The following is a 16,846-nucleotide window of genomic DNA, read 5'->3' on the forward strand; positions in this document are numbered from 1 at the left end:
ACCGTTGAGAGTCAGTGAGCGAATATAAAACAGAAAATATACTATATTTAACAATGATATATGACTATATAGAGAATATCAGCGTATCCCAGAGGACCCCTAAAAAACTAACTCATAACCTGAAGGTTGTAGGTTCAAATCCTACCCCCGCAACCAAATATTCCAAACACTTAGCCCCGCCCTCAAAAGCGGGGCTTTTGCTTGGGTAAGCTATAGGTAAGCAGGCAGGAAGCAGGGGGCGTCGGTTTTGCGACGAAAAGGGGGGCTGGCAGCCGCATGACGACCAGCTCTTCGCCTATCCGCTGACGACGGTCTTCACCGAGCCCGCGGATTGGGCTGGGACCCCTGACCCTGTCCCCGAATCGCGTCCGGTCAGAATGAGGGAATCTGACCTTCATCGGCTGGGGTTAAACCCAGCCGATGAAGCAAATTCGGCCGGTGTCATGAACCCCAGGGATGTGTGAGGTCGGGTCTCGTTGAAGTCCCGACGCCATGCCTCGATCTTGCTCCGCGCGTCGTCCAGTGACAAGAACCAATGCGTGTTCAGACATTCGTCCCGGAAGCGCCCGTTGAAGCTTTCCACATAGGCATTGTCCGTCGGCTTGCCGGGCCGGGAGAAGTCGAGCGTCACCCGGTTGATGTAGGCCCAGTGATCCAACGCTTTCGAGATGAACTCCGGACCGTTATCCACCCGGATTTTCGCCGGTGCCGCATCCCGTTCGAACAGCAGCCGGTCCATCACGTCTACGACTTGCTCACCCTTGATCCCCTGATCCACGTGGATCGCGAGGCATTCCCGGGTATAGGCATCGACCACCGTCAGAGCCCGGAAGCGTTTGCCGTTGAACAGGGCGTCCGAGACGAAGTCCATGGCCCAGATCTCGTTCGTCCTGCTCGCCTTCGGGCGCTCCACGCGCCGCGCCGCCATCACATGACGCCGCGGACGCTTCGCCCGCAGGTTCAAGCCCTCAAGACAATACAGACGCCGGACACGCTTCACGTTGACCTCCCAGCCTTCCCGACGCAGCAGAACGTGGATACGACGATAACCGCAGCGAACCCGCGTCTCCGCGATCTCCCGGATCCGTTGGCGTAAGGGCGCCTGATCCTCCCGACGGGACTTGTAGCGATGGGACTTCCGATTGAACCGAAGCGCCGCGCAGCCGCGCCGCTCGCTGACCCGAAACGCATCCTGCACCCACCGTACGATCTCCCGACGGCGGCCAGGCGCTAAGTCTTTTTTGCCAAAACCTCCTGCAACATGGCTTTATCCAGTGAAAGATCCGCAATAAGCCGCTTCAGCTTCTGATTTTCCTCCTCAAGCTGACACAGCTTGCGCAGCTCCGTCGGCCCCAGACCTCCATACTGCTGCTTCCAACGGTAATAGGTCGCCTCCGACACACCCATCTTCCGGCACACCTCGGCGACCGGTGTCCCAACCTCGGCCTGACGCAATGCGAACGCGATCTGCTCGCCCGTAAACTTCGACTTCTTCATGGCAAACTCCTTCAGCTCAATACGCTTCGAACTTGCCAGAATCTCTCATTCTCAATGGACGCATTCTTAGGGACAGGGACAGGGTCAAATGAAAAAATCGTCCGGCCAATGGGTTTGGTAGACAACTTGGTTGGTGAGGTCTCAGTTGATGACGATGCATAAGCTGACCATCAATGAAATCCTCACCCCAAAACCAGACGCGCGACCGCGTATCTATGCTTATTCCATCGCGGATGAAGACCACGGCGATCCCCCGCTTGCGGAGCTGCACCGCCCATTCCTGGATCGGTGCCCAGATATCCCCCTCGTTCTCGTTTCCCGTTCGCACGAAACTGGAGATGTTGTCGATGAAGACGACCTTGATGGCTTCTGTCCGTGTATGCTTGATTGATACGGTAAAAACTTCATTATTCAGTCCTCTTCGCCAAAGGCATTGACTTCAGAGGTATTCCGCCGGTATTACAGGTTCAATTTAGGGTGGTGTTTTCTAGGGGTGAAGACGTGGTCAGCGAAACCGAAGAGGAAAAAATCTTGATGTAAAAGCGGATGCCACGCCAGCGCAACAGCATGCGCCGGCGGAACTGTCGGGCAATGTTTTATGGCTCATGGCCTCCTCTGGACCTCATCGACACGTTTTTGCTGGTGATTTTGAGTGGCTGGTCATACCTGCCCTTGCCAACCGGCAGTTTCGTTTGTTTCGGCGCGATAATGTGCCGCTTGCGTATGTTTCTTGGGCATTTCTGAGCGAGGAGACCGAGGAGAGATTCAAGCGCGGCGAGGTTAAGCTCGCTCCAAAGGAATGGACGGCTGGAGATCGCGTTTGGATCGTGGACTTGGTCACGCCTTACGGTGCGGAGTTGCAAATTTTGAAAGATTTGCATGACTCTGTTTTTGTCGATCCCGGCCAAGTGAACATGATTGTCGCCAGCGTTGGCGCCAAAAAGATAGTTACGCTCGCCGAGCTGTGCGCGGCCATGAAGGCTCGGGAGGAGCTAGGTGAAACCGAATCCGCGAAGGTGTGACTGTATTTTACTTAGAATTCAGTGTGTGTCGCATCTTGTGATCCAAGGGGCACAACGGTTCAAACGCTCCAAAATCCCAAAGAGTCATTCGCGTAATTAGAACGGGACTTGAGAGCGGAGCGACGCTAGGAAATGCCTAAGGGACCTCAAAAATACCGCGTCAATCCGACCGCCAAGTGGGAATCCGTTGCCGGTTTTCGATTCTCGGCGATTCTGCTGTACCCGGTGTCGGTGACGTTGGCTTCCAGAGCCTTGTTCGATTCGCCTGGAGCAGTGTTCTTTGGCTTGATCTTCGGATTGGCTACGGTGCTTCCTTGTATAGGGCTTTCCAATTTGCTGCGGGATTGGCTTCTGCGCCGGTTTCCATTGGTCGAATCCTCGCAACAAATGTTGAAAAAAGAGTCTAGCGATGGGCGGTTCCTTATCCACCACTGCTTAAGGGCGGTCATAGGCGATGGTGGCGTTGTGGTAAAAACTGGGCTGCGATGCATTATTTATCGACCATTGATCTTCGCTGTCGCGAATTGGATTTTTTGCGTTTCTGTTTTTTGGCTGCTCGCGTACTCGGTCTCACCATCTTTCGCTTTAACAGCCGAGTCGGCCAGCGCGGACCACACACTGACGAGCCTTCTGTTTTCTGATACAAAGGCATTGTCCCCCCAAGCGGCCGTTGACGCATACGCGCCCCTATGTCTCGGTTTCTTGGTCGCATCGTCCTTCGTGTTTGTAGCGAGGCAATTGCGCGAATGGTCTATATGGGAAGCGTTCTACAGGTCCGGTGCTTTTTGTTTCATCTTTCGCATTGAGTTCATCGTTATCGTCACGTGTGGTGCGTTACTTGGAGTGCGAGGTTTTTCGTATCACGCTTCTAGGATCGGTTTGGATGCCTTTGTATCGGCGGCATCCGCTGGGGAGCACATCGCCGGAGCGGACTGGCTCTTCTTGCCTCTCCGCGGCTTCGCCGAGCTTCCACATCTCTATGGATGCTCCTTCTTGGCGGTATTCCCGTTCCTCACCTTGGCGGTTTTGTACACGGTCACTCTTTACAGCCACCTCACAAGAAAGCGGGGATAGCTTCGTATGGTGCCACGGCGACACGGTGGGAGCCATTTATCGCCGGTTCAATTCGTCGCTGTATTGGAGGTGGGGCAGCATGGCATCAACTGTTCTATCTGTTTAGTCCCAGTATGTGATGTTCTATTGATCTGTGATCATCAGAAGGAAGCACTATGGGACAAATCCTTCATGGCAGCGCCACGACCACGCACACGATCCGAGCAGCTATAAAGCGATCGCAAGCTTCGAACGCGGCGCTGAGCCGGGAGTCAGAAAGGCGCCGCCGCCCGACAGGCAGTCCGAGACGCCGGTGCCCATCTCCTCTTCCTGCCGCCATACAGTCCCGATCTCAACCCTATCGAGATGATGTTCGCCAAGCTCAAGGCTCTCGTCCGCAAGGCCGAGGCACGAACCGTCGAGGAAACATGGCGACGGATTGGAACCCTCCTGAACGCATTCCCACCTAACGAATGAGCCGCATTCATCAGACACGCAGGATATGATCCAAATTAAACGCGCCATACACTAGGCCCTGTGGACATTAGGGGATTCCCAAAGGCCTGCAAATCTGATTCACCCTTCCTTTTGGGAGGGCTGCGATGCGCCCGGAACGTTTTGTCATCAATGATCGGAGTTGGCGGCTGATCGAGCCGCTATTGCCTGGAACGTCGCGCAGTCGGGGGGTGACGGCGTGGGATAACCGGCTGTTTCTGGAAGCGGTTCTCTGGAAGGTTCGTGTCGGGGGGCCGTGGCGTGATCTCCCGCCCGGTTTCGGGAACTGGAACAGTATCTTCCGGCGGTTCAGGCGCTGGGCGCGAGACGGCGTTTTCGACCGGATCTTCGCGGCTGTCTCGGGCGATCCGGACTTTGAATACCTGATTGTCGACGGCACGACTATCAGCACTCACCAGAAGGCGAGCGGCGCAAAAGGGGGACTCGAAATCAGGCCATCGGGCGCTCGAAGGGAGGGCTGACGACCAAGGTTCTGGCGCTCACTGATGCGTTAGGAAACTTGGTCCGATTCGCGCTCCTGCCAGGACAGCGCAGCGAGAACGTCGGGGTTCCGGAACTCATCGAGGATCTGACCTTCGGCGCCCTGCTGGCAGACAAGGCATTCGGTGCCGATCATCTCCGCGACGCGCTTGAAGAGCGCAACGCCGCGGCCGTGATCCCCGCCCAAACGGAACCGTCGTAACCCTATTCCGCATGACCGGGACGTCTACAAATGGCGTCATCTCATTGAGAACTACTTCAGCAAGATCAAGGAGTTCCGCGGCGTGAACACGCGCTACGACAAGACCGACACAAGCTATGCCGCCACCTGGACCATCGCTGCTACAATCATCGCTCTACGATAATTGTCCACAGACCCTAGGACACCGACTCATAATTTCGCTTCATCCCGAAGATGGCGAATGGGGAGATTATGCGATCTATCCCAATTGCCTCCCACCAAAGACGATCCGAGGCCTTTTCGGTGAGGTCATGTGCGGGATCTTCGCGGAAAATTACAGCCTTGTCGGGGGCAAGACATGGCGCGTGCCGATCTTCCAGTTTCGTGAGCATGCCCCGGTCGCGCGATACATCTTCGATCTCGTGCGCGATCCAACTCGGGTCAAGGAAGTGCATGGACGACCTGGCAATGACTTCATCGGCCTCAAGCTCGCTGAGGACGGAACCGTTTTGGCTTATATCGCCGGGGAAGCGAAATGGATTGTGGCTTTTCATCTGGAAAAGTTAGGGGAGGGCGCATTCTCGGTCAAAGGCGATTTACCTCTGACAGTGCCGTACTTGCGAGTGTCTCGAGTGCGAACTGAAGACGTGCGCTCTTAAATTCCCGCCAGATTTAGGTAGAGTCCGTCGACGTTAAGGAGACGGTTTCACGAAGCGTAACCGGTTCACGATACAGTCCTGGCCGGAGTGGTTTCGGCCAGCCGTACCTTGAAAATATCTGCCAATGCCAGGGCAGGCTTGCTCAAGACTTCTTCTTTTAGTGTGGCGATTCCAATATCGCGGACGATTTCAGGATCCGCTAATTGCAGCGTTCGAACTTCGTGCGACAGGGTTGGCGGTACCGCCAACCTGGGGACAATCCCAACGCCCAATCCTGACATTGCCAAATCGACAAGCGTCGCTGCCTGCCGAACACTGCAGGCAATCCTGAGAGGGCGGCCCGATCGTTCCAGGTACTCCGTCAATAGCATTGGCAATTCCTGGCCATTTTGCAGAACAATAACGGGCATTCCCTGCATCACAAGCAGGGGCAATTGCGTTAGATCGTTAAGGGACAAAACGTCCGGTAAATCTTTGAAATGATCACGTGCGGCCAGTGCGACCAGCGGTTCACGCAGCAACCGTTTGAATTTCAGATCGGACTTGGCCTGCACAAAAGGCGTGACGCCAAAATCGATCTCCCGATTTCGCACTGCCGCTAACAGATTGCTGGATGTCACTTCGCGTATATGCAGTGAGATCTTTGGAAACCTGGTGCGAAACTCAGTCAATACAGAAGCCAGCGTGCCCGCCGCAACAGTCGGGGCGCAGCCAAAAACCACACGCCCGCGCCGTCGCTCGGCAGCGTCTCGTGCTTCCACTATACCAGACTCCAGGCGCTGGATTGAGTCCTGGACCCGTTCCAGTAGAATTGCACCGTCTGGAGTTGGGGTGACATTGCGCGTCGTGCGCTCCAGCAGCTTCAGGCCGATCTGTTCCTCAAGCTCTGCAACCTGCATGCTGATCGCGGATGGCGTGCGCCCCAGCTCCTCCGCAGCGCGGCTGAAGCTGCTCAAATGCGCGACGCGTGCGAACGTGTGCAGTAGTTTAAGATTGACCGACATTCATATCCTCCCCAGTTCTCATTGAAGTATTATCATAAAAACTGAATTAACGTTCAGATTAATAAGATTGTTTAAATAACGCACTATTGGCATTTTGCCCAGCAGACAATGTAGCAGCATCAAATCTGCCATGGGATCAATCGAGGTTGCCGTCAGGACTTTCGTCTTTCCTCCCCTCGACCCCGGTAAAGTTTCAGGAAGATTGGGACCGGATCGCGGTGCATACACCGGTGGGAAACCAAGTGTGAATGTGACTTCCTCGCCAGGGATGCGTCTTGCGACTTGGCCGGGTTCGTCCAGAAAGGAGATCAAAGGTGAAGCCATTAGAAGGTCTGAAGATCGTTACTGTTGAGCATTTCGCCGCCGGCCCCTACGGGTCGATGTATCTGGCAGATATGGGCGCGACAGTATTCAAGATCGAGAACGCCGTTTCAAAGGGTGATCCCGCCCGTAAAATGGGACCGTATTTCCTGGGGGAGAATGACAGTCTGGTTTTTCAGGGATGGAATACGAATAAGAACAGTATCGCGCTTGATTTAAAAACCCCCCAAGATCGGGCAGCCTTCCTGGCGATTGTCCGCTCGGCTGATGCCGTGATGAACAACCTTCGGGGGGATCAGCCGGCAAAGCTGGGTATCGACTATGAAACACTGAAGGCGCAGAAAAAGGATATCGTTTGCTTGCATATCTCCGCCTACGGACGGGACAATTCCCGTGCCAACTGGCCGGGTTATGATTATCTGATGCAGGCGGAGGCCGGGTTGATGCATCTGACCGGTGACCCTTCCGCTGATCCCACGCGTTTTGGCGTCTCAATTATTGATTTCATGACCGGTACTGTTGGCGTCCTGGGGCTTCTGGCCGCATTGCGGAGGGCCGATAAAACCGGCGAAGGGTGCGACGTTGATGTCAGTCTGTTCGATGTGGCGCTGCATCAATTGGGATATGCGGGAACGTGGTATCTGAATGAGGGGCTTGAAAGCAACCGGGTCGCCCGCGGTTCACATCTGTCGGTTTCCCCCGTTCAGACATTCACTGCGCAAGATGGCTGGATCTATGTGATGTGCATGACTCAGCGTTTCTGGGAATTGTTACTGGACAAGTTGAACCGCAACGACTTGAAAGATGATCCCCGCTTTGGCGATCAGAATCAGCGGTCGCAGAACCGGGATGCATTGACCGAAATTCTGGATATCGAATTCGCGAAGGCACCGACGGCATTCTGGCTTCAGGAATTTCGGGGCACTTTGCCAATTGCGCCCATTCTTAGCGTGCGCGATGCGCTGGAGAATCCTTTCGTGGCGGAGGTTGGTATGGTCGCGGATGTTCCGCATGATATGCGACCCGACATGCGCCTTTTGGCAAATCCGATTAAATTTGACGGACAGCGGCTGCGGCAGTCGCCCGGCAATGCCTTTGGCGCTGATCGGTGTCACGATGTACCCGTCTCAGTCGATCAAGTGAATAAGTGACAAGTCCCATGGAACACTCGATTTTACCGTCCAACCTTGAAGGATATGGGGATATCCGCGCCTATAGTAAGGGGGCGTCGCAGACCATCCGAAACAAGGTCTTGGCGGATATAGATGCAGCGTTTTCAGCTTGTGATATCCGCGACGGTGCTACTTTGTCATTTCATCATCATTTGCGGAATGGTGATGGTGTTCTGAATATGGTTCTGGCTGTGGCCGAGAAGCGCGGCTTGAAGGATATTCATGTCGCAGCGTCATCGATTTTTGCCATCCATGAGCCACTGGTCGGACACATACAGCGCCGGACGGTTACAGGAATTTCTGCCGGCTTCATCTCCGGTCCAGTGGCGGAGGCCATATCGCGTGGCATGCTGGACAAGCCAGCAATTCTGTACACGCATGGGGGCCGTGCCCGTGCTATAGAGTCCCGGGAACTGTCGATTGACGTGGCGTTCGTGGCGGCTCCGGCTGCGGATATGTCGGGCAATGTGTCGGGCACGGCCGGTCCCCGTGCCTGTGGCACAATGGGATATCCAAAGGCTGATGTCGCAGCAGCCAGGCATGTTGTTGCTGTTACAGATACTCTGATGGCGTATCCGGTCCCGCAGATTGAAATCGATCAACAGGCGGTCGACTGGGTCGTGGAAGTTTCCAGCATTGGCGATGCCGCAGGCATTCTATCGGGCACGACAAAGCCAACCACCGAACCGTTGGGTCTTGAGATTGCACACCGCACCGCTGCCCTTATTGAGGCAAGCGGCCTTATGGTGCCAGGGTTCTCATTGCAGAATGGGGCAGGGGGTATATCGATTGCTACGGCATCTGCACTGGCCACGCGCATGACGCAAACCGGCGTCAAGGGCAGTTTTGCATCAGGCGGCATCACGGGGTTTCACGTCAAAATGCTTGAAAACGACCTTTTTGAGGCGCTGCTGGATGTGCAGTGTTTCGATCTTACCGCCGTTGAGTCCTATGCAAAGAATCCCCGACATCAGGGGATATCGGCATCGGTCTATGCCAGTCCCAGTCGGCGTGGCGCAGTTGTGGATATGTTGGATGCTGTGGTGTTGGGGGCTGCTGAAATTGATATTGATTTCAACGTCAATGTGACGACACGCGCAGATGGGACGATCATTGGTGGTTCAGGTGGACATGCCGACACGGCTGCCGGCGCGAAACTGACAATCATCACGACACGCCTGACGGCAGCAGGATTCCCCAAGATTGTGGATCGTGTCGGCACCGTAACGACGCCTGGAGAAACGGTTGACGTTTTGGTGACGGAGGCTGGAATTGCAGTGAATCCGAAACGCACAGACCTGGTTGAAAGGCTGAGGACGACGGATCTTCCACTGTGCAATATTGAAGACTTGCGCGTCCAGGCTACAGCAGCATCTGAACGACAGCCGACACATTCGAAAGGGGAACGGATCGTCGCGGTATCAGAATATCGCGATGGGTCCGTGACAGATGTTGTTCGGCAAATCTAGAGCAGCTTTGGACAAGCGACACTTCTGAAATCTTGTATCACAATGCTACAGGTCTTGTTGTGCGGCCCGCAGGATTGCCCTTGCTTTGCGTCGGACGGGTTCATCCACCATAGCGCCATCGATCTGAACCGCACCGTCTCCAGAGAGTATGATACGACGCGCCCAGGCGATTTCAGTGTCGTTTGGGGCAAAGGCGCTCAATACAGGGGTGATTTGCTTTGGGTGGATACACAGTTTGCCGGTCATACCCATATCCCGCGCATGGCTGGCGTCCTCTTGGGTTATCGACAGATCATCCAACTGAACGGTGACTCCATCGAGAGGGGCGGCGATACCGCAGAGACGGGACGCAAGGACAAGTTCGAAGCGGACTGGCGCCAATATCTGGCGGCTATGTGCGCAACCCAGATCGGCGCAGATATCAATCGATCCGAAAGCCAGGCGCAGCACGCTGGGTGTCGCCGCAATCTTTCGCGCCCAGGCCAGCCCTTTGGCGGTTTCTATGAGTGCAATGACCGGACAGGATACCGATTTCGCCACTGTCTCCAACTGTTCGGTGTCTTCCGCTTTGGGTATCATAACCGCATCAGGGCATAGGGCCGCGACGGCGGCCAGATCTGCGTCATAAGCACTGCTGCCAGCGGCATTGATACGCACGATTATGGGAAGGTCGGTGAAGTCACAGCGCAATGCCGCGCGCGCAGTATCTTTGGCATCAATGGCGACCGCATCTTCAAGATCAAGGATTACCGCATCGGCGCCTGACTGAGCTGCTTTCTCAAAGCGCTCCGGACGATTTGCAGGGACGAACAGCGGCGCCCGAATGCTGGAAATATCGACTCCACGATCTCTCATGGTCATGTTGCCTTTATGTGGAAAATCGCTTCGATTTCAACTGAGACACCGAATGGCAAGGACCCCATACCCACGGCAGAGCGGGCATGATAGCCAGCCTCGCCTAATACTTCGATCAGCAGCTCCGAACATCCATTAATCACTTTGGCATGGTCATGGAAGTCGGGTTCGGCATTGACCATGCCGGTTACCTTAGCAACAGCCTCGATGCGCGAAAGCTCACCAATCGCAGATTTTGCAACGGAAAGCAGCTGCAGGCCGACATTGCGCGCAGCGTTATAGCCGTCTTCAACGGATGTATCATGACCCAGACGCCCCAGAATCAACGAACCATCCGGGTTTCGCGGAACCTGTCCGGAAAGATAGAGAATGTTTCCCAGTAATCGAGCCGGCCGATATGCCGCCAGGGGATCGGGTGCGGTTGGTAAGGTGATCCCCAGGGATGTCAGTTTCTGTTCCGGTGTCTGTGACATGTTCTAAATCTCCAGAAGTTGCGGTTCACGAATAGTGCGTGTGCTTCCGCTCACCCGGATACTCGCACCGCGCTGTTGCGTGATCTCTGTCATCAGACGACATGGAATTCCCATATCGTCACCCTGATGGATAGTAATGCTGCCTTTATGGGGCCATTCGATGTCTCGCAGGTATCCCGATAAAGCCGCTGCAGCGGCACCTGTCGCCGGGTCTTCGTAGACGCCCCCAAGCGGGAACGGGTTGCGGGCATGAAACACTTGCGCGGTCTCAGCGTAAATCAGATTAAAGGTGATATATCTCTCGCGCCGGGCCAAAATCTGGCCTTTTGCAAGATCATAACGCATTTTGTGTAATGTCTTGCGGTCTTTCAGCGCCAGGATCAAATGATCGCCACCACCATGCGCCACCGCAGGGGGTATTCGTGGGTCAAGATTGGCGGGGTTCAATCCAAAAAGCGCCATCGCATCCTCAAGAACGGTCACTGCCACGGGCGCACTGTGAGTCGGGGGGGACTGGAAGGAAGCTCCCCATTCTGTTTTGGACAGGTGCCCCTCGACGGTGATACGCGCGTGGTTGAGATCGAGCGTGAAAAGGCCTGCTCCATTTTGCTGCGCCAACGCGGCACCAAGCGCGATCGTGGCATGGCCACAAAAATCGACTTCGACCTTCGGCGCGAAATATCGTACCCGCCAAGCCTCTCCTTCAGGCGCAGCAAACACGGATTCAGAATAACCGATTTCTGCAGCGGCCTTTTGCATCACCGACGTATCGGGCAATCCATCACAGAGAATGACACCTGCGGGATTGCCACCGTGCGGACCGTTTGAGAAAGCGGCAATATGTTGGACTTTCATCGTCTTACTTCCATTTTGTGTAAATATTATCACCAATCGACGGACGCCCTAGCATATTCCCGGTTAATTTTTAGAATTATCCATGCCACTGCCCTCGGCGCTTTTTACAAGTAACATTAAGGTGCGGTTTATGGGGACTGCTATTGCGTGTTTGGCGGCGCGCTTCACGATTTCCCCATTCAGGAAATCAATCTCTGTTTGCTTACCCCGCATGAGGTCCTGGGCGGTTGAAGAGTATTGCCCTGCCATGGTGACCGGAATGCTCCGAATAGTCTCGAATACGTTGTCTGGGACGTGGATGCCTTCCGCCCGGGCGACAGCCAGGGCTTCGCGCGCAATGTCTTCCATTAGATTTGGTATTCCCTCTTGTGCGGCCATTTTTCCATAGGGTGACCGGGTGATGGCAGAGAGCGGATTGATGGCGCAATTGACGACCAGTTTTGCCCAGAGCGATGTCATCACGTCCTTTGAGATTCGTGTCTCGATACCGGCGGTATTCAGGATGTCGGCAATGTCCATGGCATCCTGCCCGGACAATTCCAGGTCGCCGCGACCCTCATGGCGCACAATGCCAGGTTCGATCATGCGGCTGGCGACATAAACAACTACGGGCAACACCGACTGTACAAAAATATCGGAGAGCGTTTCGGCGTTGGAAACACCGTTCTGTAAGCTGAGCACGCGGCACTTGGGATCAAGATAAGGCGCAATCTCTTTACCGGCTTGTTCCGTATCGCCAGATTTGACGCAGACCATTAACATCTCCGCCCCCGTGACTGCGGATGGATTGCTGCTTGCCTCCACCTGCGCCACTAGCCGTTTTCCATCCTTTTCCAGAATCAGGCCATGTTGTGTGACGGCTTCGACGAAGGAAGCGCGCCCGACTAGCACGACGTGATGACCGGCAAGGGCAAGCATGGCACCATAATAGCACCCGACTGCACCCGCCCCGATAATAGCGATCTTCATTGACAGTATCCTTCAATGAGGTGCCCCTGCGGACAGTTGGCCCTCAGTCAGCCAAAATAGTTCACAACAGTTTTGATGCGCGAAAATTCATGCAACGCGACAAAGCCTTTTTCCCGCCCGTGGCCTGACTTCCGAACGCCACCAAATGGCAATTCGACACCGCCGGCAGCGCCGAAATTGTTGATGAAGACCTGTCCACAGTGCAAGGCCGCCGCCACACGCTTTTGGCGTGCGCCGTCGCGGGTCCACATCGATGCGACAAGCCCGTATTCGGTTCCGTTTGCAATGGCGATTGCCTCATCCTCATCTTCAAAGGGAATAACACACAGGACGGGACCGAACACTTCTTCTTGTGCGATCTTCGATGTAGGGTCACAGGGACCGAATAGAACGGGCTCGACATAGAAGCCACTCTGTGGGGCATGTGCACCGATGCGCCCCCGGGCGATAATGGGTTCTTTGCAGTCCGAGATATACCGCTCAACCCGCTGTTTCTGTTTAGCTGAGATGAGAGGCCCCATCACGGCGTCTTCTCCGGAAGGGCCAACTTCGATGGCCTCGAAGCGTGCCTTCAACTCTTCCGTAACCCGGTCATAAATGCTGCGCTGGATCAAAACGCGGCTTCCAGCCGAACAGGTCTGTCCAGCATTCTGAATCAGGGCGTTGACCAGCACGGGCATCGCCGCATCAAGATCGGCATCTTCGAAGACGATCTGGGGTGACTTTCCTCCAAGCTCCAGCGTGCAACCAATAAAGTTGCGAGCCGCGGCGATCTGGATCATTGCACCAACTTCAGGCGAGCCCGTGAAGGAGATGAAGTCAACGTCGCGATGTTCCGACAAGGCCTTGCCGACGATTTCTCCCCGGCCTGTTACCACGTTCAGAACGCCTTTCGGAAAGCCGACTTCGACGGCCAATTGCGCGATCCGAAGACCACTGAGACAGGCATCTTCCGATGGTTTCAGAACAACAGTGTTGCCCATGGCCAGAGCTGGCGCAATGGAACGCCCAATCTGCTGTGCTGGGTAATTCCAGGGCAGAATCACACCGACGACACCATGCGGTTCGCGATACATTGCGACATCATATCCCTTCATGAAAGGAATGACCTCGCCATGGAACTTGTCGGCCGCGCCTGCATAGAATTCAAAGTAACGGGCGGCCATAATCATATCCGTGCGGGACTGTTTGATCGGCTTGCCGTTGTCCTTTGTTTCCAGTTGGGCCAGCGATTCAGCCTCTTCCAGGATACGGGTCGACAGCTTCAATAACAGTCTGCCGCGATCCACAGCCGTCATTGCCGCCCAGGGACCTGATTCAAAAGCCCGTTTGGCAGCCGCAACAGCCAGATCTAGATCCGCCGGGCCGCTATCGGCGATTTCGGCAAAGATCGAGCCATCGATGGGGGATATAACAGGCAGGACCTGTCCCGTTTGTGGCGGCGACCAGTTATTATCAATCAGGTTCAGTGGTTCTGGCACCTTTAGTGCTGCGCGGGTGGTCGTATCGTTCATCACTGTTTCCCTTTCAAAAATTTGAAACCCCGACGCCTGATGCACACGGTGTTTCATCATGGTCAGATGGTCGTATCATTCTGTTGATGCCCGAAATCTGGCTCTTCTTTGGCAAAGAAGGCGCGTACACCTTCCCTGCAATCAGCAGAGGCGAAGACCTGATCGCTGGCATCAAGGGACCGCGCGATTAAGTCCGCCGTTGAGAGGCGGGTTGCATCAGCGATCAGGGTTTTGCACAGGGAAAACGCCCTCTGTGGTCGCTTGGCCATTTCGGATGCAAGTGCCTCGGCTACTTGGATAACCTCATCTTTCGAAGCCAGGCGGTCGATCAATCCCCAATCAAATGCCGTTTTTGCATCGATAGGTTCTGTCAAAAAAATCAGCTGCTTTGTGCGCGCTGGGCCGATACGGCGAACTGTGCGATAAGGCCCCCCGCTGCTGGGAAATACGCCCAGACGCATTTCGGGCAATGCCAACCGGCAGGTCTCTTCGACGACAATCAAGTCGCAGCACAGTGCAATTTCAAGACCGCCCCCAAAGGCCAATCCATGTAGCGCGGCGACGACAGGTTTGGGAAATGCCTCCAGCTTTTGAAACACCGCATTCTGGCGGCGCAGCTTCATTTCAACGACATTGCCCGGTTTATAAAAATGCTCGAATTCAGATATGTCGGAGCCGGCGCAAAAAGCACGCCCCGCCCCCTTCAGCAAGACGGCGCGAACATTTTCATCGCGACGCAGATCTTCCAGAACAGCATCCAGTTGGCCCGTCATCTCCATTTTGAAGACATTCAGCGGCGGGTTGTTCAGCGTGATCGTGGCAATCTTGTTGCGCACAACGCATTCTACATAAACGGTTGTCATATCGTCTCCTGCACGTCGTCAGAGATTCGTTCTGAATGTGCTCAGCACTACATAGAATTGATATACATTTCACACAATCTGATTAGTTTTAATAATTGATCAGATTATCTGATATATATTCCGGTTGTCCGGCCCTGGTCAGGTGCTTTGTTTTCCGCGCCTATGACTTGATCTTATTGAGACGGCGACTGGAGTAGTTTCACCAGTTCCGGCATGAAGGCGCTGCCCTTACCCTGATCGATCTGCCCCGCAAGCGTGTCATAGGCGGCCTTCGACATCAGCCGTGCCGCATCCATTTCTTCGGCCATTGTGTTGTAATATCCGACATCTTTGTAGGCGTTGTTGATTGTAAAGCGCAGCAGGTCGGCGTTTCCCTCAAGGATATAGGGGGCCACGCGCTCTAAAGCTGCGCCGCCTGCGCCACCCTTGCGCAGACAGTCCACCATGGCGGTGGTGTCCATCCCATCCTGAATTGCACAGGCAGCAACTTCAGCGATCAGCGCTATAGTTCCCATCGAGATGATATTGTGAATGAGCTTCAACTGGTGACCGCTGCCAACATCTCCCGCAATGAAAATGTTTTCAGCAAAACTCTCCAGCAGGGACCGGATCCGTGTGATCGATTCTTCCTTACCGCCCACCAGAAGATTAAGACGCCCTTCTTCCGCTTCTTTCGGTGTTCTTGTCATCGCCGCATCGACAAAATCGGAACCTTTATCGCCAACCTTAGCCGCAAGTGCGCGGGTTGAACTGGGAATCGCGGTCGAGCAGTCAATTACGATGGAGCCTGGCCGCAGACCGTCCAGAACCGCCCCTGATCCGGTCAGGACATCTTCAACCTGAGGGCTGCCGGTGACACATAGCACAAGAACATCTGACGCTGCCGCAAGATCGACGGCCTTGTCATAGGGTTTGGCCCCCAGTTCGAGCAGATCTGTCGTCGATTGATTTCCGACCTGGTCCAAAAAGCTCAGTTCCCATCCCTTTGTGACGATGTTTTTGGCAATGCCGTGGCCCATAAGCCCGACCCCGATCAATCCAACCTTCATTTCTGGAACCTCTCATTTACAAGTATTTGTGTCTGTACGTGCGACGTCGGACGCCATCCTATCGCTTTCACGTGTTATAGGCGGGTAGGGCGTCTTACCGTGCTGTATTTGCCCTATTCTCCCACATCAATTGCGCGATCAGGAGGTTTTGCTCGCTTATCATGGTGGCAGATGCCTGTCCTTGTGATCGCAAGCCCGTCATTTATGAAGTCATATGTGCTAAGGTGCTGTGAGACAATCTTATAAATTTAATATATTAATCAGTTAATCTTATTAAATTAGCAGCAAAGAAGTGTAGAACTGGATCCTAGATCCAGGGTGATGGGGATGAGTTAATTTCCAGTTTTGAAGGGATGTTCAGTCGGATATTGCAAAAAGCACGCGCGCCAAGAACTGACGCAATCGGTCAATATTGACGGAAAGCTGATTTGTAGAAACCGCCTCAATATAGCCTGTGCAGGCTATATTGAGGCGGGTATCAAACACGCCACACAAGACTGTATCATGCTACATATTCTCAGTCGTGGTCATGTCCACAGCAATTTCCGGGTAGGACGGGTGCAGAGACGCCGCTGTGTTCACAGCATCCGCCTTTCCACCAATCGGCCCCGGCACCGTGGCAATATTTGTCGTCCGCGCCAACCATCTTCATGAACATCGGATGATAGTTGCGGCAGACTTCCAATTCCGTCTTCACCCAGTGAAGCGGATCTTTGGCATAATGGTCCCAGTAATCCCCATCCATATTGATGCCGGGGACAGCAGGATTCCAGCTTTCATCCATCCACAGTTCCGGATCGCCATATTTCGAGCAGATCTTGCGGATTTCCGGGTCGTCGAGTGCCTGAAGGCGACCGTTTTCAATGATATTCTCGTTATCCCCGTCCATTTCGC

At 54.5% G+C, this 16,846-nt stretch carries 15 protein-coding genes and 2 pseudogenes; 7 read left to right on the top strand and 10 right to left on the bottom strand.

Going from position 1 to position 16,846, the window contains the following annotated elements; all coding sequences use genetic code 11:
- Positions 1 to 394 precede the first annotated feature (394 nt).
- Positions 395 to 1,497 (bottom strand): IS3 family transposase gene (locus ACOSDR_RS19975; RefSeq protein WP_420732316.1). Its coding sequence is split into 2 segments (ribosomal slippage): positions 395 to 1,236 and positions 1,236 to 1,497, totalling 1,104 coding nucleotides; the frame shifts between segments, so codons are not numbered across the junction.
- Between the two features lie 581 nt (positions 1,498 to 2,078).
- Between ACOSDR_RS19975 and ACOSDR_RS19980 the strand changes: the two genes are divergently transcribed.
- From ACOSDR_RS19980 to ACOSDR_RS20000, 5 genes and pseudogenes are all read left to right on the top strand, one after another.
- The gene (locus ACOSDR_RS19980; RefSeq protein ID WP_420732326.1) at positions 2,079 to 2,519 is read left to right on the top strand and encodes a toxin-activating lysine-acyltransferase; all 441 of its coding nucleotides are present in this window, start codon (positions 2,079 to 2,081) and stop codon (positions 2,517 to 2,519) included.
- A 132-nt stretch (positions 2,520 to 2,651) separates the two neighbouring features.
- Positions 2,652 to 3,593, top strand: a complete 942-nt coding sequence (locus tag ACOSDR_RS19985) for a hypothetical protein (protein ID WP_420732317.1) — start codon at positions 2,652 to 2,654, stop codon at positions 3,591 to 3,593.
- Between the two features lie 246 nt (positions 3,594 to 3,839).
- Positions 3,840 to 4,049 (top strand): annotated as a pseudogene (locus ACOSDR_RS19990) (transposase); the annotation flags it as partial.
- 125 nt (positions 4,050 to 4,174) lie between these two features.
- Positions 4,175 to 4,933, top strand: a pseudogene (locus tag ACOSDR_RS19995) (IS5 family transposase).
- Positions 4,934 to 5,060: 127 nt separating this feature from the next.
- Complete coding sequence (locus tag ACOSDR_RS20000) at positions 5,061 to 5,408, top strand: hypothetical protein (protein WP_420732318.1); 348 nt, start codon at positions 5,061 to 5,063, stop codon at positions 5,406 to 5,408.
- A 65-nt stretch (positions 5,409 to 5,473) separates the two neighbouring features.
- Here the strand turns inward: ACOSDR_RS20000 and ACOSDR_RS20005 are convergent, their stop codons facing one another.
- On the bottom strand, positions 5,474 to 6,412 hold the full coding sequence (locus ACOSDR_RS20005; RefSeq protein ID WP_420732319.1) for a LysR family transcriptional regulator: 939 nt from the start codon (positions 6,410 to 6,412) through the stop codon (positions 5,474 to 5,476).
- Between the two features lie 314 nt (positions 6,413 to 6,726).
- On the opposite strand from ACOSDR_RS20005, the gene ACOSDR_RS20010 reads away from it, so the two are divergent.
- Together ACOSDR_RS20010 and citF are read left to right on the top strand one after the other, a co-directional pair.
- On the top strand, positions 6,727 to 7,884 hold the full coding sequence (locus ACOSDR_RS20010; RefSeq protein ID WP_420732320.1) for a CaiB/BaiF CoA transferase family protein: 1,158 nt from the start codon (positions 6,727 to 6,729) through the stop codon (positions 7,882 to 7,884).
- 8 nt (positions 7,885 to 7,892) lie between these two features.
- The gene (citF, locus tag ACOSDR_RS20015; protein ID WP_420732321.1) at positions 7,893 to 9,374 is read left to right on the top strand and encodes a citrate lyase subunit alpha; all 1,482 of its coding nucleotides are present in this window, start codon (positions 7,893 to 7,895) and stop codon (positions 9,372 to 9,374) included.
- Positions 9,375 to 9,419: 45 nt separating this feature from the next.
- On the opposite strand, the gene ACOSDR_RS20020 is transcribed toward citF, so the two are convergent.
- The 8 genes from ACOSDR_RS20020 to ACOSDR_RS20055 all read right to left on the bottom strand — a co-directional run.
- Positions 9,420 to 10,229: an HpcH/HpaI aldolase/citrate lyase family protein gene (locus ACOSDR_RS20020; RefSeq protein ID WP_420732322.1), complete on the bottom strand. Its 810-nt coding sequence runs from the start codon at positions 10,227 to 10,229 to the stop codon at positions 9,420 to 9,422.
- 2 nt (positions 10,230 to 10,231) lie between these two features.
- A complete protein-coding gene (locus ACOSDR_RS20025; RefSeq protein WP_420726135.1) occupies positions 10,232 to 10,702 on the bottom strand; it encodes a RidA family protein in 471 nt (156 codons plus the stop codon).
- Positions 10,703 to 10,705: 3 nt separating this feature from the next.
- The gene (locus ACOSDR_RS20030; protein WP_420732327.1) at positions 10,706 to 11,590 is read right to left on the bottom strand and encodes a PhzF family phenazine biosynthesis protein; all 885 of its coding nucleotides are present in this window, start codon (positions 11,588 to 11,590) and stop codon (positions 10,706 to 10,708) included.
- Positions 11,591 to 11,620: 30 nt separating this feature from the next.
- Positions 11,621 to 12,526 (bottom strand): ketopantoate reductase family protein, encoded by a 906-nt coding sequence (locus ACOSDR_RS20035; RefSeq protein WP_420726137.1) that lies wholly within the window; start codon positions 12,524 to 12,526, stop codon positions 11,621 to 11,623.
- 47 nt (positions 12,527 to 12,573) lie between these two features.
- Positions 12,574 to 14,040: an aldehyde dehydrogenase family protein gene (locus ACOSDR_RS20040; protein WP_420726138.1), complete on the bottom strand. Its 1,467-nt coding sequence runs from the start codon at positions 14,038 to 14,040 to the stop codon at positions 12,574 to 12,576.
- Positions 14,041 to 14,102: 62 nt separating this feature from the next.
- Entirely contained in the window at positions 14,103 to 14,903 is an 801-nt protein-coding gene (locus ACOSDR_RS20045; RefSeq protein WP_420732323.1) for an enoyl-CoA hydratase/isomerase family protein, read from the bottom strand.
- Positions 14,904 to 15,076: 173 nt separating this feature from the next.
- Positions 15,077 to 15,952, bottom strand: coding sequence for an NAD(P)-dependent oxidoreductase (locus ACOSDR_RS20050; protein WP_420732324.1), 876 nt, complete (start codon positions 15,950 to 15,952; stop codon positions 15,077 to 15,079).
- Between the two features lie 517 nt (positions 15,953 to 16,469).
- The coding region (locus ACOSDR_RS20055; protein ID WP_420732325.1) for a hypothetical protein at positions 16,470 to 16,846 on the bottom strand (377 nt) is incomplete at its 5' end.

The organism is Hwanghaeella sp. 1Z406, from assembly GCF_048892425.1.
Taxonomy (GTDB): domain Bacteria; phylum Pseudomonadota; class Alphaproteobacteria; order UBA8366; family Aestuariispiraceae; genus Pacificispira.